Source organism: Arthrobacter sp. KUASC02 (assembly GCF_059739395.1).
This window is the reverse complement of sequence record NZ_AP046053.1, coordinates 1,149,876-1,174,973: the sequence shown is the minus strand read 5'-3', so window position 1 is coordinate 1,174,973 and position 25,098 is coordinate 1,149,876. Positions and strand designations below refer to the sequence as shown.

Sequence of the window (25,098 nt, the reverse complement as noted above, 5' to 3'; positions counted from 1 at the left end):
GCACCTCAGCGGCGGGAGCGCCGCCTGGCAAAAACCAGCGCGGCACCGCCCAGCAGCAGGACGCCCGCGCCGACGCCGGCCGCAGTGAGCAGGCCGTCGGCTCCGGTGGCCGGCAGCTGACCCGACGCGCCCGCCGGGGTGATCGACGCCGGAACAATGACCGGTGCCGGGTCAACCACGAAGGTGAGGTTCACCGGCGCCGAGGCCACGCCGTCGACCGCCTGGCTGACCGTGAGCGTGTGGGTGCCGGCGGTAAGCCCGGCCGGAACCGGCGAGCTCCACGTGCCGTTCGCAGCGGTCTGCACGGCTGCTGCGCCGTCCACGGTGACGGTCACCGTCGCGCCGTCCAGCGCTGAACCGGTGATCCGCCGGGGAACCGCGTCGTGGGCGAAATGCTGGCCGTTCTGGATGTTGGCAACCGACGGCGACGGCGGCACTACCGTGAAAGTCCGGGTTGCCGCCGGGCTGTCGGCGACGCCCCCTGCGGTCTGCACGGCCGTGACGGTGAACGCGCCGAACTTTGCGGGGCCGGTGACCGGCACGGTCCAGGTGCCGTCGGGCCCCACCACCGCCTGCCCGGTGGCGTCGCCGGAGAGCACCACGCGGGCACCGGGGGTTCCGGTCCCTGCAATGTGCTCGAGTCCTGTGAGTGCGGCGGCTTCCCCGGGCGTCGAAATGACGGGTGCCGGCAGCTCGGCCGGCAGTACTGTGACGTCGAACGAGCTGGCGCCGGAGTGGCTGAAGCCGTTGACGGTTTCGGCGGTGAATTGCAGCCGGCCTGCCGAGGAGGGCGCGGTGAACTGCCACTGCCCCGAGCCGTCCACAGGGACGTCCATCGGCGCCTGCCCGGGCATGGTGATGCGCACCTTCGATCCGGCCGCAACGGCAGAGGCGGGCGCCGCCGCGACCTGTCCGGTGATGGGCTGGTCGAGAGCCACACCGGCGCCGTCGGCCGGGCTCGTGAGTGAGGGTTTGTTGAGGAACAGCTGGAGCTGGACGCCGGGAAGCCGGGTCATGGCGTCCTCCAGCGTGGTGGCCACGGCGAAGTTGTTGATCGGCTGGCCGGGGACCACCTGGTCTCCAGCGGAGTGTGTGCCGACGGCGAAGTTGCCGCTGATCCAGGGGCCGCCGGAGTCGCCGCCGCTGGACTGCACGGACGTGGAAAGGAACCCGCGGAAGGCCCGGAGGTCGGCCGGGTCCGGGGTGAACCCGCCCACGACGTAGATGCCCACCTCGTCCACCGTGCCGCAGGACCAGCCGGCGGTCCGGCCGGAGCGGCAGACCGCCTGCCCCGGGGACGGCGAGGCGGTTCCGATGATCTTCACGGCCGTGGATCCGGGATCCGTGGGTGCGTCCCAGCGGCTGGCTGCGGGCTGGACGTCGATGCCCGGCCGGATGCCTTCGATGACAGCGATATCGGTGCCCACGTTTCCGGGGTTGGCTTCGTCGCCGGTGATCCAGGAGTTGCCCGGGCCGCCGAACTGGCTGAAGCCAAGGGTGCCCAGCAGATTGTTTGCGGGTGATGCCGGACGCTCCACGTTTGCGGTGGAAACGGTGCCGTCTTCGGTGCAGTGGCCTGCGGTGAGGACCAGCGACTCACCGTCCGGGCTGTAGGCCCCGTAGCCGGCGGAGCAGATCACGCCGGTGTTGAGGACGTAGCCCTGCCCGCCGAAGAAGTCCTCCTCGGGCGCAAGCGGAGCGCCCTGCTCAAGCCGGACGTTGGTGTAGCGCGCCACGAATTCCGACGGCGAGGGCGAAGCCGCTGAGGTTCCGGACGCCACGGTGTTCGCCGGGGTGCCGCCGGCCTCAGGCTGGTTGGTGCCGCCGGTGCGGATCACAAAGCTGCCGTTGGCGTAGGCCACCGCCTGAAGGCCTTCGGCACCCACCTCGCGGACGTAGTCCTTGAACAGCTGGTCGGTGCTGGCTGCGACTCGTTCCGGGGCAGGCGGCGCAGACGGCGAGGGCGCGACGGGCTGCGCCGGCGGAGCAGACGGCGCGGATCCCGCAGTCGTCGTGGCAGCAACCATCACAAAATCGCCGGGTCCGGCCGCATTCAGTTCAGCCACCCGGGACTCAAGCTCCGGGCCGCTGCCTTCCACCAGGATCCGGCCGTCTTTCAAGCTGATTCCCACATAGCCGGGCAACGCACGTAAGGAGGCAACGGCGTCGGCCGCGCGTTTGCCCTGGTCACCGGCCGCGTTGAACTGTTCCAGCGTCATTCCCAGGTCGCGGAGAACAGCCTCCGTCAGGCCGGCGTCGCTGATGGCCGGGGTGGAACCGCCCGGGGCGGGCGCTGCCGTGGCAGGCGCCGACGTCGAAACGGGCGCAGACGTAGCTGCTGGCGCCGACACCGACGGATCGGGAACCGGCGCACCGGACTCCGCGACGGCAGGAACCGCCAGGAAGGTGGCGCCGAACGCCAAAGAGGCCGTTGCAGCCAGTCCCAGGGCGCGGTTGAACGGATGCCGGCCGGAATGATGCGTCAAGGTGTCCCCCATAGTGTGTTTACGTCGTCACCCTGCTTGCCAGCCGAGACTGGATGGCAGCCAACTCGGCCGGGGTGATCCCGTGCCGCAACAGGTAGTTTCTGGTGTTCAGCGCCCGGACGAATTCCAGCGCTCCGCCGCCGCGCTTCTCCAGCAGGGGCACCAAAGTGTCCTCGTCCAGGTAGCGCTCATGTTTGTGGGGCGGGCCGACCGTACGGTGGCGCTCATTGATGCCCCGCATGGCTGCCTGGTAGCCGGCCACGATCTCGTGGTCGCCGGCACCGGTGAGGTCCTGGAGCATGGCGGCGATCATTCCGCTGCGGTCCCGCCCGGCCGAGCAGTGGATCACCACACCGGCGGGGGCTGCTGCTACCGCTTTGAAGACGGCCACGAGTTTGTCCGGGAACAGCCGGGCGTTGGCCGCGTAGCAGGCCGGATCGTTCAGGTAGGGGAAGCATAATTCTTTGAACTCCGGGTGCTGCGGGTCCTCGGTGGGGGCGTGCACGACGTCGAACGCCGCCAGCACCTCGGCGCTCACCTCGGGGTCCGTGTCCCTCAGCCCTTGTTCCGAGGGGTTCCGGAGGTCAATCACGGTGCGGACGCCGTCGTCGTACGCCTGTTTCCAGCCTGACTCGGTGACCCATTCCCGGCGCCCCATCCGGAAAACGCTGCCGGAAATGCGCCAGGCATTCACGGCTCCGTCCCAGTTCACGGGCTGTCCAGGCTGTTCCATCCAGACAGCTAATCACAGACCCCCGACATCCGGCACGGGTAACGGCCGAAGATTGGAGTAGCCCCCGGCAATAAACAGGTACTCCGGCCCGTATCCGGTGGCCGGGCGGCGGCGTACCCTTGGGCGTACTTGCGGCCTGGCCGCGGCCCGTGGCTCCGCAGCCCCGGTGCACAGTTCAGAACAAAGGGGAAACTGATGAGTGACCGGATTTTACGACGGCGGCGCGCGGCATTCGCGGCCGGTTTGGCAACACTGGCACTGGCCACGGGGCTGGCGGTGCCGGCCGGGGCGGCACCTGCCGGAGGACTTGATTACATCGCCGTCGGTGACTCCTACACTGCGGGGACCGGCGCCGGAGAAGCGGACAAACCGGATGATGCGACGTGCTGGCAGAGCACCCCCGGGTACGTTACCGACGTCGACAAAACAGGCCGGGTGTCCCTGGTGGTCAATGCCGCCTGCCACGGGGCACTCCTTTTTTCGGGCGATGACCCGCTCCAACAACAAATTAGCGTCCAGGCCCAGCTCACGGGCCTCATCGGCGCAGGGAAACTGAATCCGTCCACCGGAATCGTCACCATCACCGCCGGTGCCAACGACGCCGGAGTAAGCCAGGTGCTGGGCGCCTGCGCCGCCTACGGCGTTGAAGTGTGCGCCAACGCCGTCTCGGCCTCCGAAGGCGGGATGAGTCAGGTGGGTGCGGTGCTCGCGAATGTCTACGGCCAGATCCACACGGTGGCTCCGTCCGCGAAGATCGCTGTCTTGGGCTACCCCAGGCTGTTCGAGCCGGCGGACGGGAATCCGTACTTCTCCGCGGACGAACAGCGTCTGATCAACCGGGCCACGGACAAACTCAATGCCGCAATCGCCACGGCAGTCTCCAGTGCCAATGCCTACGGGGCGAACGCGCAGTTTGTCGACGTCACAGCGAGGTTCGCCGGGCACGCCGTGAACTCGACCGCCCCGTGGATCGCGTACAACAGCGGGAATCCTCTGGCTGACTCCAACTTCCACCCGACGCCCACCGGGCACCGGGCCTATGCCACGGCCGTGATGAACGAGGTTAAGCCGGGCACCTTGGCGAGGTAGGGTCCGGACCGCGTGGGCCAAGGCTCCCCGATCCGGGCGCCCTGGCCCTAGCGCTGCTTGGCCAGCCTGAACTCCAGGCTGGCCCGGACCATGGGCCACTCGTGCTCCAGGATCGAGAACACCACGGTGTCCCGGAGCTGCCCGTCCGCGGTCCGGGTGTGGCTGCGGAGCACGCCGTCCTGCTTGGCTCCAAGCCGGGCAATCGCTTCGCGGGACTGGTGGTTCAGCCAGTGCGTCCGGAACTCGACGGCGGGGCAGCCCAGCGTTTCGAAGGCGTGCCGCAGGAGCAGGAGCTTGGAGTCCGGGTTGGTCCCGGTGCCGTGCGACGAAGCCGCATTCCAGGTGGACCCGATCTCCACGCGGGGAGTGGCGGCGTCGATATTCATGTACGTGGTCATCCCGATCACCCGGCCGGGACGGCCGGTGGCCGGGTCGATCAGGCGCGTGGTGAACGGCAGCATGGACCCCTGCTCCTGGAGGCCCAGCCGGCGGTCGATCTCTGCAGCCATGCCCTGCGGGGTGGGCACGCTGGTGTACCAGAGCTTCCAGAGCTCACCGTCGCGGGCAGCGTCCACCAGGCCGTCCTGGTGCGCGTGGCTCAGCGGCTCGAGGACGACGTGCCGACCGGTCAGTGTGATGGGTTCGATGGAAGTCACCGCACCATCCTAGGGGGCAACGGCTAGGCTGTCGGCATGATCACAGTAGCCGGATCCGTCAGCTCTCCCCTCGGGGCAGAGGAAGCCTTCACCTACCTGTCAGCGTTCGAGAACACCGCCGAATGGGATCCCGGGACCCCTGTGGTGAAGAAGCTCTCCGAGGGCCCTGTTGCCGTGGGCCACCGGTACCACGCCGAAGCCGAATTCCGGGGAAAGCGGCAGACGCTCATCTATGAGGTGGTGGAGCTGAGCCGGAACCACATCAAGCTGCGGGGCGAAAACAAAACGGTGATTTCCGAGGACTCCATCGACGTCTCGCCGGACGGGACCGGCTCCACCGTGAAGTACACGGCGGAGTTCCAGCTCAAGGGCGCCCTCAGGATCACCGAACCGTTCATGAAGCCGGCGTTCATGTCACTCCGGGACCCGGCCCTGAACGGCCTGAAGTCCGCGCTCGACGCGCGGGCCGGGCGCTAGCCGGCCCACCGCCGTCGGGCGCTAGCCGGCCCACCGCCGTCGGACTCTAGGCCGGCCAGTCGAAGAAGCCCTTGCCGGTCTTCCGTCCGAGTTCGCCGCGGGCCACTTTGTCGCGCAGGATCTGCGGCGGCGCGAAGCGCTCCCCCAGGGTCGACTGCAGGTATTCCGCGATGCCCAGCCGGACGTCCAGGCCCACGATGTCCGTGGTCCGCAGCGGCCCGGTGGGGTGCTTGTAGCCCAGCACCATGGCGTTGTCGATGTCCTCTGCGGACGCGACACCTTCCTCCACCATGCGCATCGCTTCCAGGGCGATGGCCACGCCCAGGCGTGAGGAGGCAAAACCGGGCGCATCATTGACGACGACGGCGGTCTTGCCGAGCGCCTCGACCCACCTTTTCGCTGCGGTAGCCAGCTCGGGTGACGTCCGTTCGCCGAGCACCACTTCGATCAGCGTGGACGCCGGCACCGGGTTGAAGAAGTGCAGGCCCAGGAAGTTGCCCGGACGCTTCAGTTCCTTGGCCAGTCCGTTGACGGACAGCGAGGACGTATTGGAGGCCAGGTAGGCGTCTGCGGCGAGGCGCTCCTCGATGCCGCGCAGGGATGCCACTTTCAGGTCCCAGTCCTCCGGAACGGCTTCCACCACCAGCTGGCGGTCCTTGAAGTCGTCGTAGTCAACGGTCACGGAGAGCCGGGAAACCATCTCGTCCAGGTTGCCGTCTGTGGCGCCGCGCTCGATGCTCTTGGCGGCCGCGGACTCCACGCGTTCCCGGGCAGCTTCGGCCGAGGCTTCGTCCCGCTCCACCACCAGGACGTCGGCTCCGTTGATCAGGAAGGCGTGGGCGATGCCCGCCCCCATCCGGCCGCCGCCGAGGACGCCGACAGTAGCGGGAAGCCCCGCCGGAAGTACGGAATTGCCCATGGTTACTTCGTCCCGTCTGATTGGTCTGAATTCTTGGCTGTCTTCTTGTCAGTCTTCTTGTCCAAGAAGGCCTGCATGCGATCGAACTTCGCCTGGGACTCGAAGAGGATCCCCTGCGCCAGCTGGTCGATCAGCGGGTGCGCCTCGGCCGGAGCGTGGAACACGGACTTGGTGATCCGCACGGCCAGCGGATCCTGCCGCGCAATACGGTCGGCGAGGCTGTGGGCGCCGTCCATCAGGACCGGTGCCTCGTGGATCTCAGTGATGAGGTTGACGGCAAGGGCCTGCTCGGCGCGCAGCACCAGGCCGGCCAGCAGGATCTGCTTGGCGACGGGTTCGCCCACCAGCTCCTTGAGCCGCCAGCTGGCGCCCGCCGCGGCGAGGATGCCCAGGCCGGTCTCGGGATTGCCGATGCGGACGCTGGGTGTGCCGATCCGGAAGTCCGCGGCGTAGGCGAGTTCCGCGCCACCACCCAGGCAGTAGCCGTCCAGGGCCGCAATGACGGGCATGGGCAGCTTGGCGATCCGGACGAAGATCGTGGAATTGATGCCCTGGAGGGCGTCGTCCCGGCGCCGTTCCCGCAGCTGGGCGATGTCCGCACCCGAGGCGAAGACACCGTCCACGCCCGCAATGATGAGTACCTTGGGGTTCTGCTCCAGCGCGGCGCACACGGCATGGAGTTCGTCCACCATCTGCTGGTCGATCGCGTTCCGGACTTCGGGGCGGTTGAGGAGCACCACCACGCGGTCCTCACGCTCCTCGACCAGGAGGGTTTTGAAGTCCAGGGTGCCCAGGCCGCGGGTGCTCAAGTGCCCGTTCGCGCTTTCCGGGGCCGCCATTACACGCGCTCCAGCAGCATCGCGGTGCCCTGGCCGACGCCGATGCACATGGTGGCCAGGCCCATCCTGGCGTCCTCGCGTTCCATCCGGCCCAGCAGGGTGATGGCGATCCGTGAGCCGCTGGAACCGAGCGGGTGCCCCAGGCTGATGGCGCCGCCGTCGCGGTTAACAATCTCCGGGTCCAGGCCGAGCCGCCGCATGCTGGCGAGCGACTGGGTGGCAAAGGCTTCGTTGAGTTCGACCGCGCCGAGGTCGCCCACACTGTACCCGCTGCGCTTGAGGACTTTCTGCGTGGCCGGGACAGGCCCGATACCCATGATCTCGGGTTCGCAGCCGGCGGAGGCGCCGTCCACGATGCGGGCCCGGGGCGTGAGGCCGAGCCTTTCGATGGCCGCTTCGGAGGCCACGATGATCGCTGAGGCGCCGTCGTTCAGCGTGGAGGAGTTGCCGGCGGTGACGATCGAGCCGCCCTTGACCACGGGGCGGAGCCCGGCGAGCACGTCCATGGTGGTGCCGGCGCGGGGGCCTTCGTCGGTGTCCACTACCGTTTCGCCCTTGCGGGTCTTGACCGTCACCGGGACGATTTCGTCCTTGAACCGGCCGGCCGCGATGGCCGCGAGGGAGCGTTCGTGCGAGCGGACGGCGAAGGCGTCGGCGTCTTCGCGGGAGATGCCGTCCACGCGGCCCACTTCCTCTGCCGTTTCCGGCATGGAGTAGGTCATCTTGCCGTCGCGGGACAGCTCGCCCTTCTGGAACAGCGGATTGGCGAAGCGCCAGCCGATGGAGGTGTCGAAGATGGCGCCGGGCTTCGCGAAGGCGGTCTGCGGCTTTTCCTGCACCCAGGGGGCACGGCTCATCGACTCGACGCCGCCGGCGATCACGATGTCAGCTGCACCGGACTTGATCATCTGGCTGGCCATGATGATGGCGCTCAGGCCGGAGGCGCACAGCCGGTTGACGGTGATGCCGGGGATGTGGAGGGGCAGGCCTGCCAGCAGGGTGGCCATGCGGGCCACGTTGCGGTTTTCCTCGCCGGCGCCGTTGGCGTTGCCGAGGATCACCTCGTCGATGGAATCGGGGTCAAGGCCTGCGCGGGTGACGGCCTCGCGGACCACGAGGGCGGCGAGGTCATCCGGGCGGACCGCGGAGAGCGCTCCTCCGTAACGGCCCACCGGTGTCCGGGCACCGCCCACCAGAAATGCCTGCGGTCCTGCTACTGCTGAGGCCATGGAAACACCCTTCACGCGATTAACGGCAATGTCATCTGCGGCGGCAAGAGCTCGGGGCCTAATTTACCGACCGTTCGTTCTATAAAGATTACACTGCGGCCGCAAGGGGTCAACCGGGTTACGCAGGAACCCGCCAGCCGCCAGTCTGGAGGCTAGAGGACAGTGATGCCGAGATGGGCTGCCAGGAGCGGTGCCAGCAGGCTCAGCTGGTAGTCGTCGATCACCACGCCGGCCAGGCTCTCGAGTCCACTGATGGTGCGGAAGTCAGTGCCGCGCAGGTCGAAGTCCTTGAACTTCGCACCGGCCAGGTCCAGGGTGCCGATGGTGCAGTTCTTCAGGGCCACGCGTGTACCCGTCACGGAGCCAAGGTCCAGCTCGTTGATGATGCAGTCGCTGATCTGCACGTCCGTCAGCCTTGAGCCGCGGAGGTTGACGTAGTCCAGCTTGCCGCCGTCGATCCGCACCGACGTCCAGCCGCTCTCGTACAGTTCCGCCGAACCCCACCGTGGATTGCTGATCTCGACGTCGCGGAGCGTGGCCCGCGCGGCGGTAAACACGGGGGCGTAGACGTCGACCAGGACGCAGTCCCGGAAGGTGGCGCCGCGGAGCTGTGTTTCGTTGAAGGAGGCGCCCTCGAATTCACACTCGGCGAAGTCCGTGCCGCTCAGCTCGAGTCCGTCGGCGTCAGCGCGGCTGAACCTGACGCCGTCGTACCTTTCGCCGCGCTGGAAATCCGGGGACGGCTCATCGCGGAGCTCCTCAAGCCGGACCGGCGAGAGCCTCGGCGCCGTCACCTTGGGCGCTCTTCCTGCGGTACCACTTCCTGCGGCGGGCCTGCCCGCCATCAGAGGGACTCGGCCTTCGCAGCAATCTCGGACAGGTCCCTGGCCAGCATTTTCCTGGTCATGCTCATGCCGATCCTGCCGAAGAGGGCCATCATGACTTTGCTCAGGAGCGTGGGCTTGACCACCTCGGCGCCGAAGGTCAAAGTCAGGTCCGTCCCGCCGTCGCGCTCGGCAAGAATGAACCGCGTGGTGTAGTCCGCGCCGCCCTGGAGCGCCTTGACGGTTGTGGTGCCGGCCCTGGCGGCCGACGGCGGTTCGGCCTGGGACACCCACATTTCCACGGTTTCGGCCCGGCCCATCATGGTGCGGGTTTCCTTCCATCGGGTGCCTTCGCCATATCCGCCCTCGCTGAGCATCTGGACGGAGTCGACTCCGGAGAGGGTGGCGGCGGAGCCCGGGATGTCCGAGATCACGGCCCACACCTTGTCCGGGCTGGCGTTGACGTGACGGGCGAGGGTGGTCTTGTGGTCCATGCCCCGAGCCTATCCGGCAGCGCCGACAACCGTCACGGCACGACGCCGGATGGACCTTGCCTAACTCATGGACTTATTCCTTGAATTAGTAAGCATGCTTTGTGTTATGGTGAAATCGCTTAGTTTTTTTACCGGCAACGAGAGGTGGAATACACCATGGGTATCGGCGACAAAATTCAGAACGAAGCAGAGCACCTCGGCGGCAAGGCCAAGGAAGCGGCCGGCAACGCCACGGACAATGACCGTCTGCGCGCAGAGGGTCAGAAGGACCAGGTTGTTGCTGACGCCAAGAAAGTTGGCGAAAACGTGAAGGACGAGTTCAAAAGAGACTAGAGCATCCCAGGCGGCGGCTTCGGCAGCTGCCACGGGCAACGCGGCGGGCATTCCTTTGGGGGATGCCCGCCGTTTTTGTGAGATTCTCGGGTGGACAGCAACCGCCAACGGAAGGTCCGCCCCATGACGATCATTGACCTCAGCGGCGCGGGCACCCTCGCTGGCGCCCCACACGGCGGGACTTCCGCCGTCGGCTCGCCGCACCTGCGCGGCTACCTTGCGGAGCCATCCGGGACCGGGCCGTTTCCCGCCGTCCTGATGATCCATGAGGCGTTCGGCCTCAACGACATCGCGCGGCGCCAGGCGGACCGGCTGGCAGCCGCCGGGTACCTGACCCTGGCGGTGGACCTCTTCAGCGACGGCGGACCGCGGCGCTGCCTGGTCTCCACCATGCGCTCGCTCCTGTCCGGCTCGGGTAAGGCCTTCGCGGACCTCGCCGCAGCGCGGGACTGGCTGGAGGAATCGGGGCGCACCAACGGCAAGATCGGCGTCATCGGCTTCTGCATGGGCGGCGGCTTCGCACTGCTGATCGCCAAGGACGGTTTCGACGCCGCGGCCGTCAATTACGGCAGGCTGCCCAGGAACCCGGAGGAAGCGCTACTCGGCGCCTGTCCCGTGGTGGGCAATTTCGGCAAGGCGGACCGCTCCCTGCCTGGCGCCGCTGCGAAACTGGAAACCGCGCTGGACAAGCTGGGCATCGAGCACGACATCAAGGAATTCGACGGCGCCGGACACGCGTTCATGAACGACGCCGAGGAAGGACCCCGCGTGCTGCGCCCGCTCTTCCGCGTCATGGGCGTCAAGCCGGACCCGGAAGCGGCGGCGGAGGCCTGGCAGCGGATCGAAGACCACTTCGCCCGGCACCTTAAGGCCTGACCACTCAGCGCGAACGGACAGTTATGGCCCTGCACCAGGGGCTCAAGTGTCCGCTCGCGCTCCTCCGGGGGCCTCAAGTGTCCGCTCGCGCTTCCCCCGGGCGCTCAAAAGACGGGGACGACGACGGCGGCCGCCTTGGAAGGTGACCGCCGCCGTCGTCGTACTGCTTGGGTGAAAAGCGTTAGCTGAAGAGCTCGCTCTTCGGTTCGTTGTTCCGGACCTTCTGCCAGCCGAGCCACAGCACCAGGGCGAAGAACGGGATGGTGGCCAGGGTCCAGAGGCCCAGGTGGAAGACCTCGCCGGACTTGCTGGTCATGGTGTCGAAGCCGATCAGCACCGTGATGGCCAGCAGGGCAACCAGGCCGGCCCAGCTGCTCCAGGTTCCGCCGGGCGCGGGCAGGGAGGAGACCTTGCCCTTTTTCTTGCGCAGCGCGATCTGGCTGGCGAAGATGGCGCCCCACGTGAAGATCACGCCGATCGAGGCGGAGTTGAGGGCAAGGTCGAACGCGTGCGAGCCGCCCAGCCAGATGTTCAGCAGGATCCCGACGAGGTACACGGCGCCGATGGCCAGGATGGCGGCGTACGGCACGTGGCTCTTGGACATCCGGGTCAGCCATTCCGGGGCGTGGCCGTTGTTGGCCATGGTGCGGAAGATCCGGCCGATCGAGTACAGGCCCGAGTTGCAGGAGGACAGTGCGGCGGTGATGACGATCATGTTCATGACGTCGCCCATCCAGCCCAGGCCCATCTGGCCGAACACGGTGACGAACGGCGAGGTGCCGGCCACGTACTGGTCAGACGGCAGCAGCATGGCCAGCAGCGTCACGGAGCCGACGTAGAACACCACGATGCGGAACACGACGGCGCGGATCGCCTTGGGCACTTCCTTGGCGGGGTCCTGCATTTCGCCGGCCGTAATGCCGACGAGCTCGATGCCGTTGTAGGCGAAGATCACGGCGTTCAGGACCAGGATCATGACGAGTGCACCCTTGGGGAACATTCCGCCTTCGGCCGCGAAGAGGTTGTTGACCGATGCGTGGCCGTCGCCCACCTGGGCGTTGGTAACCACCATGAAGGTGCCCACGGCCAGGAAGATCACGATGGCGCCGACCTTGAGGCAGGAGGCCCAGAATTCGAATTCGCCGAACGCCTTGACGCTCAGGAGGTTGACGCCCACCAGCAGCAGCAGTGCTGCGATGGCCGACAGTTCAACGGGCACGTTGGGGAAGAAGAACTGGAAGTACAGTCCGATCGCGATGAGCTCGGCGATGCCGGTCATGGCCCAGTTGATGAAGTACATCCAGCCGGACAGGTACGCGCCCTTCTTGCCGAACATTTCGCCGGCGTAGCTGACGAAGGAACCCGACGTCTGGCGGTACATGATGAGTTCGCCGAGCGCGCGCATCAGCAGGTACGCGATGACGCCGGCAATGGCGTAGGAGAAGATCAGCGCGGGGCCGGTGGAGGCCAGGCGTCCGCCGGCACCCATGAAGAGGCCGACGCCGATGGCGCCGCCCATGGCGATCATGGTGACCTGGCGGCCACTCAGGGACTTCTTGTAGCCCTCGGCGCTGAGGGTGGAGTCGACGACGGCGGATTGCGCCGGCGGGCTCACGAGTTCTGTGGGGGTACTTTGTGGCACAACTGTTCCTTGTGGGTCGGGGGATGGCCGGCTCAGGAACGCGGAGCTTAGGTTCGGATAATTCGGGTTTATCCCCCGTTTGGGGCAATTATCCGGACCAAAACTCGCAGGGCGTCGAAGTTCGCGCGGCCTCCCCAGTTTACAAGCCCGGCGGAACCGTCAGTGACGCAGACAACAGTTGAAAGGGGATATGCCGAATAAATTCACCTATCGTGCGGCGGTACGCAGAATAATATTCTGATGGTTATCCATTTGGACGTCGTAGCTGGTCAGAGGTTCGGCGCCGGTGGTGGAACAGCCGGTGTCCAGGCTGAAGGCGTTTTGGTGCAACGGGCACAGGACCAGGTCCTGATCGATGGTGCCGTCCGCGATCGGGCCACCCTTGTGCGGGCACACGGCGGACAGCGCCCGAAGGCTCCCGTCGCGGAGCCGGAACACCGCCACCTGCTCCCCGTCGACGCCGAAGGCCCGCCCCTCACCGAACGGGATCTGGTCCACCGGGCCCAGGTTGAAGCCCGCGTTCATCGGACCGGCACCTGGGGAAGAACCGTCAGCGGCAGCGAGGTGCGGAACTGCCCCGGTGTCAGCGGATCGTCGCGTTCAGTCCACGGATCCACATAGCTGTCCACGGAGGCCTGCATCGCGGCGTCCAGCTGGGCCGCAAGGCCCTCGGCATCGTCCACCACGACAGCCCGGATGTGGTCGATGCCCACCCGCGGCACGAACGAATACGTCCGCTCCAGCCAGTTGGCGTTCTCCCGGTAGTACTGCATGAACCGGCCCGTCAGCACCTTGACCTCCTCCGGGTCATCGACGGTGGCCAGCAGGTCCCCCTTGCGGATGTGGGCGCCGGCCGCTCCCCCGACATAGACTTCCCAGCGGCCGCCTTCCACGGCCACCACGCCCACGTCCTTGACCAGCGACTCGGCGCAGTTCCGCGGGCAGCCGGACACCGCCAGCTTCAGTTTGGCCGGCGCCTCGATGCCCTGGAACCGCGACTCGATGTCGATGCCCAGCCTGGTGGAATCGCCGGTCCCGTAGCGGCAGAAGTCCTTGCCCACGCACGTCTTGACCGTGCGGAAGCTCTTCCCGTAGGCGTAGCCGGACGGCATGTCCAAGTCCGCCCAGACCTGCGGCAGGTCTTCCTTGGGAACACCCAGCAGGTCGATGCGCTGCCCGCCGGTGAGCTTGATCAGCGGGATGTTGTGCTTCTCTGCGACGTCGGCAATCCGGCGCAGCTGCTGCACGGAGGTCACGCCGCCCTTCATCTGCGGGACCACGGAGAACGTGCCGTCCCGCTGGATGTTGGCGTGGACGCGGTCGTTGATGAACCGGGCGTCGCGCTCGTCGATGTACTGGTCCGCCAGCATCATCTTCATCAGCGACGCCAGGCCCATCTTCGATTTCGCATCCTCCGCGCTGCTTGGCGCCAGGGCGGCGAACACGGAGGACACCGAGCGGAGCCCCTGCTTGCGGATGGCCGCCATCAGCGAGGCCTTGTCCAGCGGGATGCCCGGGACGTAATAGCTGGCGGCCGGGTCCTCCGCCACGTCGCCGTCGGCCGCCCATTCCACAACCTGCTTCACCAGCAGCTTGCAGGAACCGCAGCCTTTGCCGGCCCGCGTGGCGTCCATGGCGCCGGCCACGGTGTTGCACCCGCCTTTGACCGCATCAACCAGGGATTTCTTGCTGACGCCGTTGCAGTTGCACACCTGGGCGTCGTCGTTGAGCTCGGCCACGCCCTGTTCCTCCCCGGGACCGCCCAGGTCGAACATCAGCGCGATCCGTTCCTCCGGCAGGGGCAGCCCCTTGTCGAAGGCCTGGGTCAGGTAGGCCACCTTGCGGCTGTCACCGAGGAGCGTGGCGCCCACCATCTTGTTGTCCCGGATGACGATGGACTTGAACACCCCGCGGCTGGGCTCGGAGAACACGATGTGTTCGTCCGTCTCCCGTTCCGGGCCCTGCAGGCCCATGGAAGCGACCTCGACGCCGGCAACCTTGAGTTTCGTGGCGATCCGGGAGCCAAGGTAGGCCGCGGCAGAGTCCGCGCCCGTGACGTGGTTGGCGAGCACCACGGCCTGCTCCCAGAGAGGGGCCACCAGGCCGTAGACCTCGCCGCGGTGCTGGACGCATTCGCCCACGGCATAGATGTCGTCCTCGTCCACCACGCGCAGCTGGTCGTCCACCACGATGGCGCGTTCCACATGCAGTCCGCTGAGGACGGCGACATCCACGTTCGGGCGGATTCCGGCGGCCACCACCACCATGTCGCAGTCGATGTCCGGCCGGTCCCGCAGCCGGACGCCGGTGACCTTGTCCGCGCCCAGGACCGCGGTGGTGCGGCTGCCGGTATGCACCCGGATCCCGAGCGCTTCGACGCTCCGGCGCAGGATCGCGCCGCCGTCGGGCCCCATCTGGGCGTTCATGAGGTGCCCGCCGGAGTGCACCACGTCCACGTCGATGCCGTGGCTTTGGAGCCCGCGCGCGGCTTCGAGCCCCAGCAGGCCGCCGCCGACCACCACGGCACTGCGTCGCCTGTCCGAGGGATGGCCTTCGTCCTGCGCGTGCTTCACCATGTTGCGGGTGTCGTCGATGGTGCGGAACGTGAAGACCCCGGGCTTGATGGAGCCGCTGGGGGTGTACAGGCCGTCCATGGGCGGCATGAACGACTGGCTGCCGGTAGCGATGATCAGCACGTCATACGGGACTACGTGGCCGTTGTTGGCGAAGACGTATTTGGTGAACCGGTCGATCCGTTCCACCCGCACCCCGGCGTGCAGCGTGATGTTGTTGTCCTGGTACCAGTGCAGGGAGTTCAGGAAGATGTCCGCGTCGCTTTCCTCGCCGGAGAGGACGTGGCTGAGCATGATCCGGTTGTAGTTGCCGTAGGGCTCGTCGCCGAACATGGTGATGGTGAACTGCTCGGCGCCGCCGCGGGCAAGGATTTCCTCCACGGCCCGGGCACCGGCCATGCCGTTGCCGATCACCACCAGCCGACGGCGGGCGTCCCGTGTTCCGGGCGGCCGCTTGCCCTTCGACGCGGGAACAGGGCCGGGCAACCTGTGCTGGGCGTTGTGCTGTCCTTTGTGCTGGGACGTGGGCTGCGTCTTGTCTGTGACGGCGGTCATCAGTGTTCCACCATGCCCAGGTCAATCACCACGAAGCCCGCCACGCCCTCGGCCGCCAGCAGGAACACCTCAATCACCGAGCCGCCCTCGATGTCCTCCACAACGCGGAGCGGCACGTGGACGTCGCTCTTGGCGCCGATGGGGAAATACCGCATGGGCACGCCGTCGCGCATCAGGACCACGGTGATCAGCTCGGAACTGGAGTTCCCGCCCCGGAAGTAGAGGGTCTGGTTGATGATTCCGTCCGGAACGAAGTGGGCAAGCTCCCGGTGGATGGGGGCGGGCTTGTCGAGGCCCGCTCCTTCGAAGGGGAAAACGCCCTGCAGGAAAAGGTTCTTGGTGATCACGGGAGGGATCCTTTCGGCCGGCTGGGTAGGCCCGGCGGCTGAGCGCGCGGGTGCTACTTGAGCGTGGGAATCACTGACTCCCTTCCATCCTGCTCCGCAGTTGTTTCGGCCCGGCGCGTGCGGCGTAACGATCCCTTAACGCAAACCTCACCGTTTTCCGGGCTGCTTCCGCGCCCCGCCAACGACGCGAAGCTAGACGAGCGCGCCGTCCCGCATGGCGTACCGGAGCCAGCTCCCGCCGGTGCCTTCCCGTGCGGCGCATTTGCTGAACCACTCCCCCAGCGCGCGGTCGTGGCTCACCATGATCAGCGTTCCGCCGAATTCCGAAAGGGCCGTTTCCAGCTGCTCCACCAGGACGGGCGCCAGGTGGTTGGTGGGTTCGTCCACGAGCATCGTGCCGAAGCCGCCCAGCAGCAGCCGGGCCAGGGCGAGCCTGCGCTGCTGCCCGGCGGACAGGCTGCCCACGGGCACGTGGAATTCGGTGGTCCGGAAGAGGCCCAGCCGCAGCAGAGCCTCCGCATGTTCGTCGATGTTCCCGCCCAGGCCGGAGACGAAGGCCGGGAGCAGCCGCTGCCCCGGGCGTTGCGGCGGCTCCAGTTCCTGCTGCAGGTAGCCGATCCGGCCGTGCCGCACCACCGTGCCTGCATCGGGTTCCAGTGTTCCCGCAAGGACGGACAGCAGCGTGGATTTACCGGCGCCGTTGGGACCCGTGATCAGGATCTTCTGGCCGGCCTCCACCCGGAAATCGGTCCGTTCGAGCCGGCCGTGAACTTCCACGCCGCGGGCCTCCAGGGCGGGGGCATCCAGGGCAGCGCCGTCGGACCCGCCCTGCAGGTCCACCGCCAGCTTCAGGGGAACCGGCGGACGGTCCACCGGGTTGGCCTCGAGCCGGCGGAGCCGCTCCTGGGCGTTGCGGACCTTGCTGCTGGCTGCCTGCTGCCAGGTGCCGGCCTTGAAGTCGAAGCCCATCTTGTCGCCGTCGCGCCGGCGGGCGTAGCCCATCTTCCCGGCCACGGTGTCCGCCTGCAGGCGTTCTGCGGCCATGGCATCGAGCCAGCCGCGGTACTGCTGCACCCAGCGTTCACGCTCGGCCGCCTTCTCCCGCAGGTACCCTTCGTAACCGTTCCCGTAGCGGTTGACGGCGCCCCGTTCGGCGTCCACTTCGATGACGGAAACGGCCACCTTGCGCAGCAGCGCCCGGTCATGGGAAACCACGACGACGGTCCCCCGGTGGGCGGCCAGCCGCGCCTCGAGCCAGGCAGTGCCGCTCGTGTCCAAATGGTTGGTGGGCTCGTCCAGCAGAAGGATGTCCGCGGGGTCAGCCAGCACGCAGGCCAGCGCCACCCGGTGCTGCTCCCCGCCGGAGAGCGAACCCAGCGTCCGCTGCCGGTCCAGTCCGCCCAGGCCCAGCCGGTCCAGTGCCGCTTCCACGCGCGACTCCGCCGCGTAGCCTTCGCGGAGCTGGTATTCGGTCTGCAGGTTGCCGTAGCGCTCCAGTTGCTCCTCGTCCGCATCGGCCAGGCCGGATTCCAGGCGGTCCAGCTCGGCCTCGACGGCGCGGAGTGAGGCCAGCGCCTCATCGATGGCGTTGCCCACCGTGAAGGACGCCGGCAGGCCGGTGGTCTGGGCGAGGTACCCGATGCGTCCGTGGCTGGCGGCCGTGCCTTCGTTCGGCGGCTCTAGACCGGCCAGGATGCGCAGCAGGGTTGATTTGCCGGCTCCGTTTTCGCCGACGACGGCCACGTGCTCGCCGGCGCCAATCGTGAGGTCGACGGCAGCAAAAAGCTGGCGGTCACCGTAGCCATGGGTGACGCCGGTCAGGGAAAGGTGTTCAGTCAAGGGAAGTCCTAACGGGGTCCGGGAAATGGGCGCTGCTGGTTAGGACTTCATCGCTCCAGCCTGCCCGGCCGGACCCCCGGCGTCAAGCGCCGCCGTCGTACGCTTCACGCGGCGAGCGCCACTGCCTTCCTGCGGCGGGCCTTCGCCAGCCGGGTGCCGATCAGCCCCTGGCGGGGGCTGAACAGGTAGACGGCGGCGAACACCACACCCTGGGTGAGCACCACCATGGCGCCGGAGGCGGTGTCCAGGTAGTAGCTCAGGTAGATGCCGGCGATGGAGCACACTGCGGAGACCACCGGGGCGATCACCAGCATGCGGGAGAACCGGTCGGTGAGCAGGTACGCCGTGGCCCCGGGGATGATCAGCATGGCCACCACCAGCACCACCCCGACCGTCTGCAGGGCCACCACGGAGGTCAGCGCGAGCAGGCCCAGCAGCAGTGCCCCCAGCCGCTTGGGCGACAGCCCGATGGCGTGGGCGTGCACGGGGTCGAAGGCGTACAGCGTGAGGTCGCGCCGCTTGAGGATCAGGATGGCGAACGCCACCACACCCAGCACCAGCACCTGGATGAGGTCCGGGATGCTGACGCCCAGCAGGTTGCCGAAGATGATGTGGTTGAGGTCGGTCTGGCTGGGCGTGACGGAGATGAGCACCAGGCCCAGGGCGAACAGCGAGGTGAACACGATGCCGATCGCCGCGTCCTCCTTCACCCGGCTGGTGTTCCGGACCACCCCGATCAGGGTGACGGCGATCAGTGCGAACACCAGCGCCCCCAGGGCGAACGGCGCGCCGACGATGTAGGCAAGCACGACGCCGGGCAGCACGGCGTGGGAAACGGCGTCGCCCATGAGCGACCAGCCGATCAGCACGAGCCAGCAGCTCAGGACGGCGCAGACCACGGCGGCGAGCGCCGTGGTGATGATGGCGCGCACCATGAAGTCGTAGCTCAATGGCTCCAGCACGATGTCGAAGAGGTCCATGGCTTAGCTCCAGTCCTGTTGCTTGGAAAGGCGGCGCTGGTTGGCAGTTTCCTGCTCCGGAAGGTCCCGGTTGAGGACGTCCAGGCCGAAGGCCATGGCCAGGTGTTCGGGCTGCAGGACCACCTCGGGCGGGCCGTGCATCAGGACCTTGCGCATCAGCAGCACGGCTTCGTCGCACAGCTGCGGCAGGGCGTGGAGGTCGTGCGTGGAGATGAGGATGGTGCAGCCGTCCGAGGCGAGTTCCCGCAGCAGGCGGGTGATGGTGGCTTCGGAGCGCTTGTCCACGCCGGCGAACGGCTCGTCCAGGAGCATCATCGTGGCACCTTGGGCGATGCCCCGGGCCACGAACGCGCGCTTCTTCTGGCCGCCGGACAGCTGGCCGATCTGCCGGTTCGCGAACTCGGACAGTTCCACCCGGTCCAGGGCGAGGTCGACGGCGGCGCGGTCAGCCTTGGAGGGGCGGCGGGTGAAGCCCTGGTGCCCGTAGCGGCCCATCATCACCACGTCGCGGACGGACAGCGGGAACTGCCAGTCCACGTCCTCGCTCTGCGGGACGTAGCCGATTCCCCCCTCCTTGCGCGCCTTGGCCGGTGACTGGCCATGGATCAGCACGCGGCCGGCGTCGGGCTTGATCATTCCCATGATCACCTTGAACAGCGTGGACTTGCCGGAGCCGTTCATGCCGATCAGGCCGCAGATCCGGGCGGTGTCCAGGCTGAGCGATGCCGCGTCCAGCGCCAGGACTTCGCCGTAGTGGACGGTGACGTTTTCAACGAGGATGGCCGGAGTGCTCATGATCCTGCACCCGCCGGGGCACTAACCAGTGCTTCGGTGATGAGTTTGGAGTCGTGCCGGATGAGGTCCAGGTACGTGGGCACGGGGCCGTCCGCCTCGGACAGCGAGTCAACGTAGAGCACGCCGCCGAATTTTGCACCCGTGGCTCCCACCACCTGGCGCATGGGGGCGTCGGACACCGTGGATTCGCAGAAGACGGCCGGGACTTTGTTGGCCTTGACGAATTCGATGGCCCGGGCGATCTGCTGCGGCGTGGCCTGCTGTTCGGCGTTGACTGCCCAGATGTAGACCTCCTTGAGGCCGGCGTCGCGGGTCAGGTAGGAGAAGGCGCCTTCGCAGGTCACCAGGGCACGCTGTGCCGCGGGGACGGTGGCGAGCTTCTGCACCATCTCGTCCTTCACGGCCTGCAGTTTGGCCTTGTAGGCCGCACCGTTCGCCTCGAACGTGGCGGCATTGTCCGGATCGAGCTTAGAGAACGCCTTCACCATGTTGTCCACGTAGATCTGCACGTTCACGGGCGACATCCACGCGTGCGGGTTCGGCTTGCCCTGGTAAGAGTCCTCGCTGATGGACATCACCTTCACGCCCTCGCTCACCACGGCATGCGGGACGTCCAGGCCCTCGACGAACTGGGCAAACCACGCTTCCAGGTTCAGGCCGTTGTCCAGGATCAGGTCCGCCTTCGAGGCCTTGCGGATGTCGCCGGGCGTGGGCTCGTAGCCGTGGATTTCGGCGCCGGCCTTGGTGATGGATTCGACCTGCAGCTTGTCCCCTGCCACGTTCTGGGCGACGTCGGCCAGCACGGTGAAGGTGGTGAGCACCACGGGCTTCTCATCGCCGGGGCCCTGGCCGGGAGCGGCACCCCCGCAGGCGGCCAGGGACAGGAAGAGGAAAGCGGCGACGACGGCGGCTCCGGCAGAGCGGAGGAAACCGGTTCGGCGGACTACTTTGGCGCACCGAAACAGAAATTTAGGCATACCGAACATTCTACCGGGCGCCCTAACTCCGCTGCAACGCCGGCAGTCATTGGCCAGCTAGGCTGGACACATGGGAACAGCTGTCCGCAATTCCCCGGCGCCACGACCGGAGCTCTACCGTTTTTCCGCGCTCGACTACACCACCGTGGGGCTCTACGTGGCCGTCGCCGCGCTCTTTGCGGTTGCCGGACCGCTGCTGCAGCCGTTGCTGCTGCAACTGTCCCCGGACCCCACCGTGGCCGTGTACTCGGTGAACCTGCTGTTCTACGGCGGCGTGGGAATCCTGGCCGTCGCCGCCGCCCGCCGCGTCGCCTCCCGCGACCTCCGCGTGCTGGCCACTCGTCCGTGGTTCACGCTCATCATGATCCCGGTGGCAGTGGTGGCCATGCTGATCCTGACCGCCATCCTGGTGGCCCTGACCGGACCCGTGCAGGGCTCCGCCAACCAGGCCAACGTGCAGGCACTCGTGCAGCAGGTATCGCCGTGGCTGATCGTGCCCCTGCTGGTGATTGTGGGCCCGTTCGTGGAGGAGTACATCTTCCGCCACCTGCTGATCGGCAAGCTGAGCCGGCGCGTCAACATCTGGGTGTGCTGCGTCCTGTCCACCTTCCTCTTCGCCGCCCTGCACATCGTGGGCCAGGAAACGCTGACCCTGCCCGTGCTGATGCCGTACCTCGCCATGGGCGCCACGCTGGTGTTCGTGTACGTGTGGACCGGGAAAAACCTGATGTTCAGCTACTTCGTGCACGCCGCCAAGAACCTGCTGGCAGTGGTGTTCATCTACGCCATCCCGCCCGAACTGATGGAGCAGCTGCAGCAGGTCCAGCCCTAGGACCCGTCCGCCCCCCTACCGCCGCGCGCGCCGCCGTCGTACTTTTGGGTAATGGGACTCAACATTCAGATCGTCATCGACTGCAAAAACCCGCACGAGCTTGCCGACTGGTGGGCGGACACCCTGGACTGGGCCGTGGAGCCGCAGGACGAGGGCTTCATCCGGTCCATGATCGAGCAGGGGTACGCCACCGAAGCCGAGACCAAAACCCACAAGGGCAAGCTGGTCTGGGAGGCCGGGGCCGCCATCCGGCCGGCGGAAGAGATCGATGCCAAGGCTCCGGAACGGCGGCTGCTGTTCCAGACCGCGCCCGAGGGAAAGACCGTCAAGAACCGGGTGCACTGGGATGTCCGCTTGGACGGCAGGGACAAGGATGAGGTGCGCAAAGAGCTGGAGGCACGCGGCGCAACGTTCCTCTGGACGGCCAGCCAGGGGCCGCACGAATGGCACACCATGGCGGACCCCGAAGGCAACGAGTTCTGCATCAGCTGAGGCGATTACTAGACTCGGTCTGTGAGCAACGTATTTCCAGCCAAGGTATCCGACGTCTTTGACCCCTCCCGGTGGCGCACCGTGGCCGGCTTCGACGACTTCCAGGACATGACCTACCACCGGCAGGTGGAGCGGGATTCGGACGGCGCGGTGCTGCGGGACCTGCCCACGGTCCGCATCGCCTTCAACCGCCCGGAGGTCCGCAACGCCTTCCGCCCGGGCACCGTGGACGAGCTCTACCGGGCCATGGACCACGCCCGCATGACCCCCAACGTGGCCACCGTGCTGCTGACCGGCAACGGGCCCTCGCCCAAGGACGGTGGGCACTCGTTCTGCTCCGGCGGAGACCAGCGCATCCGGGGCAGGGACGGGTATCGGTACGTAGTACAGAACGCAGCAGACGGCGAAACCAAGGAGACCATCGATCCCGCCCGCGCCGGCAGGCTGCACATCCTGGAAGTCCAGCGGCTCATGCGCACCATGCCCAAGGTGGTCATCGCCGTCGTCAACGGCTGGGCCGCCGGCGGCGGGCACTCGCTGCACGTCGTCTCGGACCTCACCATCGCCTCCCGCCAGTACGGCAAGTTCAAGCAGACGGACGCCACCGTGGGAAGCTTCGACGCCGGGTACGGCTCCGCGCTGCTGGCCCGCCAGATCGGCCAAAAGGCCGCCCGCGAGATCTTCTTCCTGGCCCGCGAATACTCTGCCGAGGACATGGTCCGGATGGGCGCAGTCAACGAGGCCGTGGACCACGAACGCCTCGAGGAAGTCGCTCTGGAATACGCGGCGGACATCGCGCGGCAGTCGCCGCAGGCCATCCGCATGCTCAAGTTCGCCTTCAACCTGGCCGACGACGGCCTGGCCGGGCAGCAGGTCTTCGCCGGCGAAGCCACCCGGCTGGCCTACATGACGGACGAGGCCGTGGAAGGCAAGGAAGCCTTCCTCGAGAAGCGGGACCCCGACTGGTCCCAGTTCCCGTACTACTTCTAAAGCCCGCCCCACTGACGAAGGCAGCCCCTGTGACCTCCCAGCTTCCGAACATCGAGCCTGCACTCAAGGCGCTGGCTGACGCCCTCCACGGCGAGGGCCCCGCCGTCGAGCTTTCCGCCGACGCCGACGGCAACCTGGTGGTCTCCGCCGTGGAAACGCCGGGTTTCGAGGACGCCGCCGTGGTGGTGCGGACCTCGGGTTCCACCGGTACACCCAAGGCAACGGTCCTCACGGTGGAGGCCCTAGCGGCGTCCTCCGTGGCCACCGCCTTCGCACTCAAGGGGGAGGGCCAGTGGCTGCTGGCCCTCCCCGTGCAGTACGTGGCCGGGCTACAGGTCCTGGTGCGCTCCCTCTTCGCCGGCACGCGGCCGTGGGCCATGGACCTCTCCGGCGGCTTCACGCCGGAGGCCTTCACCGCGGCCGCCCAGGAGCTCACGGACAAGATCCGCTTCACCTCCCTGGTGCCCACGCAGCTGCAGCGGCTGCTGGACGCCCCGTCCGCTGAAACGCTGGCCGCCCTCCGGCGCTTCAACGGAATCCTGCTCGGCGGCGGCCCCGCGTCGCCCGAACTGCTTGCCGCGGCCCGCGACGCCGGCGCGCGGGTGATCACCACCTACGGTTCCGCGGAAACCTGCGGCGGCTGCGTCTACGACGGCTTCCCGCTCGAGGACGTACTCGCCCGCGTGGACGGGGACGGCCGGATCCTGCTGGGCGGCGCCACCCTCGCCGCCGGCTACATCGGCGACCCCGCCCTCACCGCCGACGCCTTCTTCGAGGAGGACGGCGTCCGCTGGTACCGCACCAGCGACCTCGGCTCCATCGACGCCACCGGCAAGCTCACGGTGCTGGGCCGCGCCGACGACGTCATCATCACCGGAGGCGTCAAGGTGTCCGCCACGCACGTGCAGGCCGAGCTGGAAAAGCTCGACGGCGTGCTGGCGGCCTTTGTGGCCGGCGTCCCGTCGGCGGAATGGGGCCAGGCGGTGGCGGCCTACGTCGCCGTGGACGACGCCACGCCCGCCGGCATCGAAGGCTTCACCGCGCGGCGCCACGATGCACTGGGCGTCCTGGCGCCCAAAACCGTCCTGGCTGCCGGGGAACTCATGATGCTGCCCAACGGCAAACCGGACCGCCTCGGCATGACCGTTCTGCTGGACGCCCTGCATCAGGGAAAATAGAAAAGCTCTTCCCAAGCTGAACCGAACAACGAACCAATCGGAGTACTGACCGTGGCTACAGCCGCACAATGGATCCAAGGCGCCCGACCGCGCACCCTGCCGGCTGCCATCGCACCGGTCCTGATCGGCACTGCCGCGGCCTTCGAGATGGACGCGTTCAAGCCCGTCAACGCCATCCTGGCCGCGCTGGTGGCCCTGCTGCTGCAGGTGGGCGTGAACTACGCCAACGACTACTCGGACGGCATCCGGGGCACGGACGAGGACCGCGTGGGCCCGCTCCGCCTGGTGGGCTCCGGCGCTGCGAAGCCGGAGATGGTGAAGCGCGCCGCGTTCGCCGCGTTCGGGCTGGCGATGCTGTTCGGCCTGGTGCTGGTGCTCATCACGCAGGCGTGGTGGCTGATCCTGGTGGGTCTCGGCTGCGTCCTGGCGGCCTGGGGGTACACCGGCGGCAAGAACCCGTACGGCTACATGGGCCTGGGCGACGTGTTCGTGTTTGTGTTCTTCGGCCTGGTGGCCACCCTTGGCACCACCTACACGCAGGCGGGGGAGATCAGCCTGCCGGCCATCATCGGCGCAATCGGCACCGGGCTGATCGCGTGCGCGCTCCTGATGGCGAACAATGTCCGGGACATCCCCACGGACATGCAGGCGGGCAAGAAGACACTGGCCGTGCGGCTGGGTGACAAGCACGCCCGCGAAAGCTACGTGCTGATGCTCGCCGTGGCCATCCTGCTGGTGATCGTCCTGGCACCGTCGCGCCCGTGGATGCTCATCGTGCTGCTGCTGATCCCGGCCAGCCTGATGCCCTCTTGGCTGATGATCAACGGCCGGAAGCGCAAGAGCCTGATCCCGGTCCTGAAGCAGACGGGCATGATCAACCTGGGTTACAGCGTGCTGTTCTCGCTGGGCCTCGTGCTAAGCCACGGGCTCTAAGCGCCGGCGC

Annotated in this window: 25 protein-coding genes; 9 read left to right on the top strand and 16 right to left on the bottom strand. The window is 67.5% G+C overall.

Features of this window, described 5'->3' with window-relative positions; all coding sequences use genetic code 11:
* Positions 1-5: 5 nt before the first annotated feature.
* Both AC6JAC_RS05410 and AC6JAC_RS05405 read right to left on the bottom strand, forming a co-directional pair.
* On the bottom strand, positions 6-2,486 hold the full coding sequence (locus AC6JAC_RS05410) for a trypsin-like serine protease (RefSeq protein WP_028270023.1): 2,481 nt from the start codon (positions 2,484-2,486) through the stop codon (positions 6-8).
* A gap of 19 nt (positions 2,487-2,505) precedes the next feature.
* Positions 2,506-3,219 carry a tyrosine-protein phosphatase gene (locus AC6JAC_RS05405; protein ID WP_028270022.1) on the bottom strand — a complete coding sequence of 238 codons (714 nt, stop codon included), beginning with the start codon at positions 3,217-3,219 and terminating at the stop codon, positions 2,506-2,508.
* A 195-nt stretch (positions 3,220-3,414) separates the two neighbouring features.
* On the opposite strand from AC6JAC_RS05405, the gene AC6JAC_RS05400 reads away from it, so the two are divergent.
* Positions 3,415-4,308 (top strand): SGNH/GDSL hydrolase family protein, encoded by an 894-nt coding sequence (locus tag AC6JAC_RS05400; RefSeq protein ID WP_028270021.1) that lies wholly within the window; start codon positions 3,415-3,417, stop codon positions 4,306-4,308.
* Between the two features lie 47 nt (positions 4,309-4,355).
* Here AC6JAC_RS05400 and AC6JAC_RS05395 read toward each other — a convergent pair whose 3' ends face one another.
* Complete coding sequence (locus AC6JAC_RS05395; RefSeq protein WP_028270020.1) at positions 4,356-4,964, bottom strand: GNAT family N-acetyltransferase; 609 nt, start codon at positions 4,962-4,964, stop codon at positions 4,356-4,358.
* Positions 4,965-5,000: 36 nt separating this feature from the next.
* On the opposite strand from AC6JAC_RS05395, the gene AC6JAC_RS05390 reads away from it, so the two are divergent.
* A complete protein-coding gene (locus tag AC6JAC_RS05390) occupies positions 5,001-5,441 on the top strand; it encodes an SRPBCC family protein (RefSeq protein WP_028270019.1) in 441 nt (146 codons plus the stop codon).
* A gap of 46 nt (positions 5,442-5,487) precedes the next feature.
* Here the strand turns inward: AC6JAC_RS05390 and AC6JAC_RS05385 are convergent, their stop codons facing one another.
* The 5 genes from AC6JAC_RS05385 to AC6JAC_RS05365 form a co-directional block, all read right to left on the bottom strand.
* Positions 5,488-6,360 carry a 3-hydroxyacyl-CoA dehydrogenase family protein gene (locus AC6JAC_RS05385; RefSeq protein ID WP_028270018.1) on the bottom strand — a complete coding sequence of 291 codons (873 nt, stop codon included), beginning with the start codon at positions 6,358-6,360 and terminating at the stop codon, positions 5,488-5,490.
* A gap of 2 nt (positions 6,361-6,362) precedes the next feature.
* Positions 6,363-7,199, bottom strand: coding sequence for an enoyl-CoA hydratase/isomerase family protein (locus AC6JAC_RS05380; protein WP_028270017.1), 837 nt, complete (start codon positions 7,197-7,199; stop codon positions 6,363-6,365).
* The gene (locus AC6JAC_RS05375) at positions 7,199-8,428 is read right to left on the bottom strand and encodes a thiolase family protein (protein ID WP_028270016.1); all 1,230 of its coding nucleotides are present in this window, start codon (positions 8,426-8,428) and stop codon (positions 7,199-7,201) included. The genes AC6JAC_RS05380 and AC6JAC_RS05375 overlap by 1 nt, the downstream gene beginning before the upstream one ends.
* Positions 8,429-8,580: 152 nt before the next feature.
* On the bottom strand, positions 8,581-9,273 hold the full coding sequence (locus AC6JAC_RS05370; RefSeq protein ID WP_028270015.1) for a pentapeptide repeat-containing protein: 693 nt from the start codon (positions 9,271-9,273) through the stop codon (positions 8,581-8,583).
* Complete coding sequence (locus AC6JAC_RS05365) at positions 9,273-9,746, bottom strand: SRPBCC family protein (RefSeq protein ID WP_028270014.1); 474 nt, start codon at positions 9,744-9,746, stop codon at positions 9,273-9,275. Before AC6JAC_RS05365 ends, AC6JAC_RS05370 begins: the two co-directional genes overlap by 1 nt.
* Positions 9,747-9,902: 156 nt before the next feature.
* Between AC6JAC_RS05365 and AC6JAC_RS05360 the strand changes: the two genes are divergently transcribed.
* Positions 9,903-10,079 (top strand): CsbD family protein, encoded by a 177-nt coding sequence (locus AC6JAC_RS05360; RefSeq protein ID WP_011693098.1) that lies wholly within the window; start codon positions 9,903-9,905, stop codon positions 10,077-10,079.
* A gap of 123 nt (positions 10,080-10,202) precedes the next feature.
* Complete coding sequence (locus AC6JAC_RS05355; protein WP_497963730.1) at positions 10,203-10,955, top strand: dienelactone hydrolase family protein; 753 nt, start codon at positions 10,203-10,205, stop codon at positions 10,953-10,955.
* Between the two features lie 181 nt (positions 10,956-11,136).
* Here AC6JAC_RS05355 and AC6JAC_RS05350 read toward each other — a convergent pair whose 3' ends face one another.
* The 8 genes from AC6JAC_RS05350 to AC6JAC_RS05315 all read right to left on the bottom strand — a co-directional run bounded on the left by AC6JAC_RS05350 (position 11,137) and on the right by AC6JAC_RS05315 (position 20,663).
* Positions 11,137-12,597 carry an amino acid permease gene (locus AC6JAC_RS05350; RefSeq protein ID WP_028270012.1) on the bottom strand — a complete coding sequence of 487 codons (1,461 nt, stop codon included), beginning with the start codon at positions 12,595-12,597 and terminating at the stop codon, positions 11,137-11,139.
* A 207-nt stretch (positions 12,598-12,804) separates the two neighbouring features.
* The gene (locus tag AC6JAC_RS05345; protein ID WP_028270011.1) at positions 12,805-13,122 is read right to left on the bottom strand and encodes a Rieske (2Fe-2S) protein; all 318 of its coding nucleotides are present in this window, start codon (positions 13,120-13,122) and stop codon (positions 12,805-12,807) included.
* A complete protein-coding gene (gene nirB / locus AC6JAC_RS05340; RefSeq protein WP_497963727.1) occupies positions 13,119-15,725 on the bottom strand; it encodes a nitrite reductase large subunit NirB in 2,607 nt (868 codons plus the stop codon). Before nirB ends, AC6JAC_RS05345 begins: the two co-directional genes overlap by 4 nt.
* Positions 15,725-16,072 (bottom strand): hypothetical protein, encoded by a 348-nt coding sequence (locus AC6JAC_RS05335; RefSeq protein ID WP_028270009.1) that lies wholly within the window; start codon positions 16,070-16,072, stop codon positions 15,725-15,727. Before AC6JAC_RS05335 ends, nirB begins: the two co-directional genes overlap by 1 nt.
* A gap of 192 nt (positions 16,073-16,264) precedes the next feature.
* The gene (locus tag AC6JAC_RS05330) at positions 16,265-17,911 is read right to left on the bottom strand and encodes an ABC-F family ATP-binding cassette domain-containing protein (protein WP_497963725.1); all 1,647 of its coding nucleotides are present in this window, start codon (positions 17,909-17,911) and stop codon (positions 16,265-16,267) included.
* A gap of 104 nt (positions 17,912-18,015) precedes the next feature.
* Positions 18,016-18,891, bottom strand: coding sequence for a metal ABC transporter permease (locus AC6JAC_RS05325; RefSeq protein WP_347899898.1), 876 nt, complete (start codon positions 18,889-18,891; stop codon positions 18,016-18,018).
* 3 nt (positions 18,892-18,894) lie between these two features.
* A complete protein-coding gene (locus AC6JAC_RS05320) occupies positions 18,895-19,686 on the bottom strand; it encodes a metal ABC transporter ATP-binding protein (RefSeq protein WP_028270006.1) in 792 nt (263 codons plus the stop codon).
* A complete protein-coding gene (locus AC6JAC_RS05315) occupies positions 19,683-20,663 on the bottom strand; it encodes a metal ABC transporter substrate-binding protein (protein ID WP_028270005.1) in 981 nt (326 codons plus the stop codon). Before AC6JAC_RS05315 ends, AC6JAC_RS05320 begins: the two co-directional genes overlap by 4 nt.
* A 70-nt stretch (positions 20,664-20,733) precedes the next feature.
* On the opposite strand from AC6JAC_RS05315, the gene AC6JAC_RS05310 reads away from it, so the two are divergent.
* The 5 genes from AC6JAC_RS05310 to AC6JAC_RS05290 are packed head-to-tail and all read left to right on the top strand — an operon-like array spanning position 20,734 to position 25,088.
* A complete protein-coding gene (locus AC6JAC_RS05310; protein WP_347899897.1) occupies positions 20,734-21,495 on the top strand; it encodes a CPBP family intramembrane glutamic endopeptidase in 762 nt (253 codons plus the stop codon).
* A 51-nt stretch (positions 21,496-21,546) separates the two neighbouring features.
* The gene (locus tag AC6JAC_RS05305) at positions 21,547-21,987 is read left to right on the top strand and encodes a VOC family protein (RefSeq protein WP_028270003.1); all 441 of its coding nucleotides are present in this window, start codon (positions 21,547-21,549) and stop codon (positions 21,985-21,987) included.
* Between the two features lie 21 nt (positions 21,988-22,008).
* Positions 22,009-22,977, top strand: coding sequence for a 1,4-dihydroxy-2-naphthoyl-CoA synthase (locus AC6JAC_RS05300; RefSeq protein ID WP_347899896.1), 969 nt, complete (start codon positions 22,009-22,011; stop codon positions 22,975-22,977).
* A gap of 29 nt (positions 22,978-23,006) precedes the next feature.
* The gene (locus tag AC6JAC_RS05295) at positions 23,007-24,155 is read left to right on the top strand and encodes an AMP-binding protein (RefSeq protein ID WP_497963721.1); all 1,149 of its coding nucleotides are present in this window, start codon (positions 23,007-23,009) and stop codon (positions 24,153-24,155) included.
* Positions 24,156-24,206: 51 nt separating this feature from the next.
* Entirely contained in the window at positions 24,207-25,088 is an 882-nt protein-coding gene (locus tag AC6JAC_RS05290; RefSeq protein ID WP_497963719.1) for a 1,4-dihydroxy-2-naphthoate polyprenyltransferase, read from the top strand.
* Positions 25,089-25,098 lie beyond the last annotated feature (10 nt).

What these genes read in the sequence shown, in the direction of transcription:
- AC6JAC_RS05405 (WP_028270022.1), bottom strand. Translation starts at nt 3,219, where the DNA reads ATGGAACAGCCTGGACAGCCCGTGAACTGGGACGGAGCCGTGAATGCC.
- AC6JAC_RS05400 (WP_028270021.1), top strand. Translation starts at nt 3,415, where the DNA reads ATGAGTGACCGGATTTTACGACGGCGGCGCGCGGCATTCGCGGCCGGT.
- AC6JAC_RS05390 (WP_028270019.1), top strand. Translation starts at nt 5,001, where the DNA reads ATGATCACAGTAGCCGGATCCGTCAGCTCTCCCCTCGGGGCAGAGGAA.
- AC6JAC_RS05385 (WP_028270018.1), bottom strand. Translation starts at nt 6,360, where the DNA reads ATGGGCAATTCCGTACTTCCGGCGGGGCTTCCCGCTACTGTCGGCGTC.
- AC6JAC_RS05380 (WP_028270017.1), bottom strand. Translation starts at nt 7,199, where the DNA reads ATGGCGGCCCCGGAAAGCGCGAACGGGCACTTGAGCACCCGCGGCCTG.
- AC6JAC_RS05375 (WP_028270016.1), bottom strand. Translation starts at nt 8,428, where the DNA reads ATGGCCTCAGCAGTAGCAGGACCGCAGGCATTTCTGGTGGGCGGTGCC.
- AC6JAC_RS05370 (WP_028270015.1), bottom strand. Translation starts at nt 9,273, where the DNA reads ATGGCGGGCAGGCCCGCCGCAGGAAGTGGTACCGCAGGAAGAGCGCCC.
- AC6JAC_RS05365 (WP_028270014.1), bottom strand. Translation starts at nt 9,746, where the DNA reads ATGGACCACAAGACCACCCTCGCCCGTCACGTCAACGCCAGCCCGGAC.
- AC6JAC_RS05360 (WP_011693098.1), top strand. Translation starts at nt 9,903, where the DNA reads ATGGGTATCGGCGACAAAATTCAGAACGAAGCAGAGCACCTCGGCGGC.
- AC6JAC_RS05355 (WP_497963730.1), top strand. Translation starts at nt 10,203, where the DNA reads ATGACGATCATTGACCTCAGCGGCGCGGGCACCCTCGCTGGCGCCCCA.
- AC6JAC_RS05345 (WP_028270011.1), bottom strand. Translation starts at nt 13,122, where the DNA reads ATGAACGCGGGCTTCAACCTGGGCCCGGTGGACCAGATCCCGTTCGGT.
- nirB (WP_497963727.1), bottom strand. Translation starts at nt 15,725, where the DNA reads ATGACCGCCGTCACAGACAAGACGCAGCCCACGTCCCAGCACAAAGGA.
- AC6JAC_RS05325 (WP_347899898.1), bottom strand. Translation starts at nt 18,891, where the DNA reads ATGGACCTCTTCGACATCGTGCTGGAGCCATTGAGCTACGACTTCATG.
- AC6JAC_RS05320 (WP_028270006.1), bottom strand. Translation starts at nt 19,686, where the DNA reads ATGAGCACTCCGGCCATCCTCGTTGAAAACGTCACCGTCCACTACGGC.
- AC6JAC_RS05315 (WP_028270005.1), bottom strand. Translation starts at nt 20,663, where the DNA reads ATGCCTAAATTTCTGTTTCGGTGCGCCAAAGTAGTCCGCCGAACCGGT.
- AC6JAC_RS05310 (WP_347899897.1), top strand. Translation starts at nt 20,734, where the DNA reads ATGGGAACAGCTGTCCGCAATTCCCCGGCGCCACGACCGGAGCTCTAC.
- AC6JAC_RS05305 (WP_028270003.1), top strand. Translation starts at nt 21,547, where the DNA reads ATGGGACTCAACATTCAGATCGTCATCGACTGCAAAAACCCGCACGAG.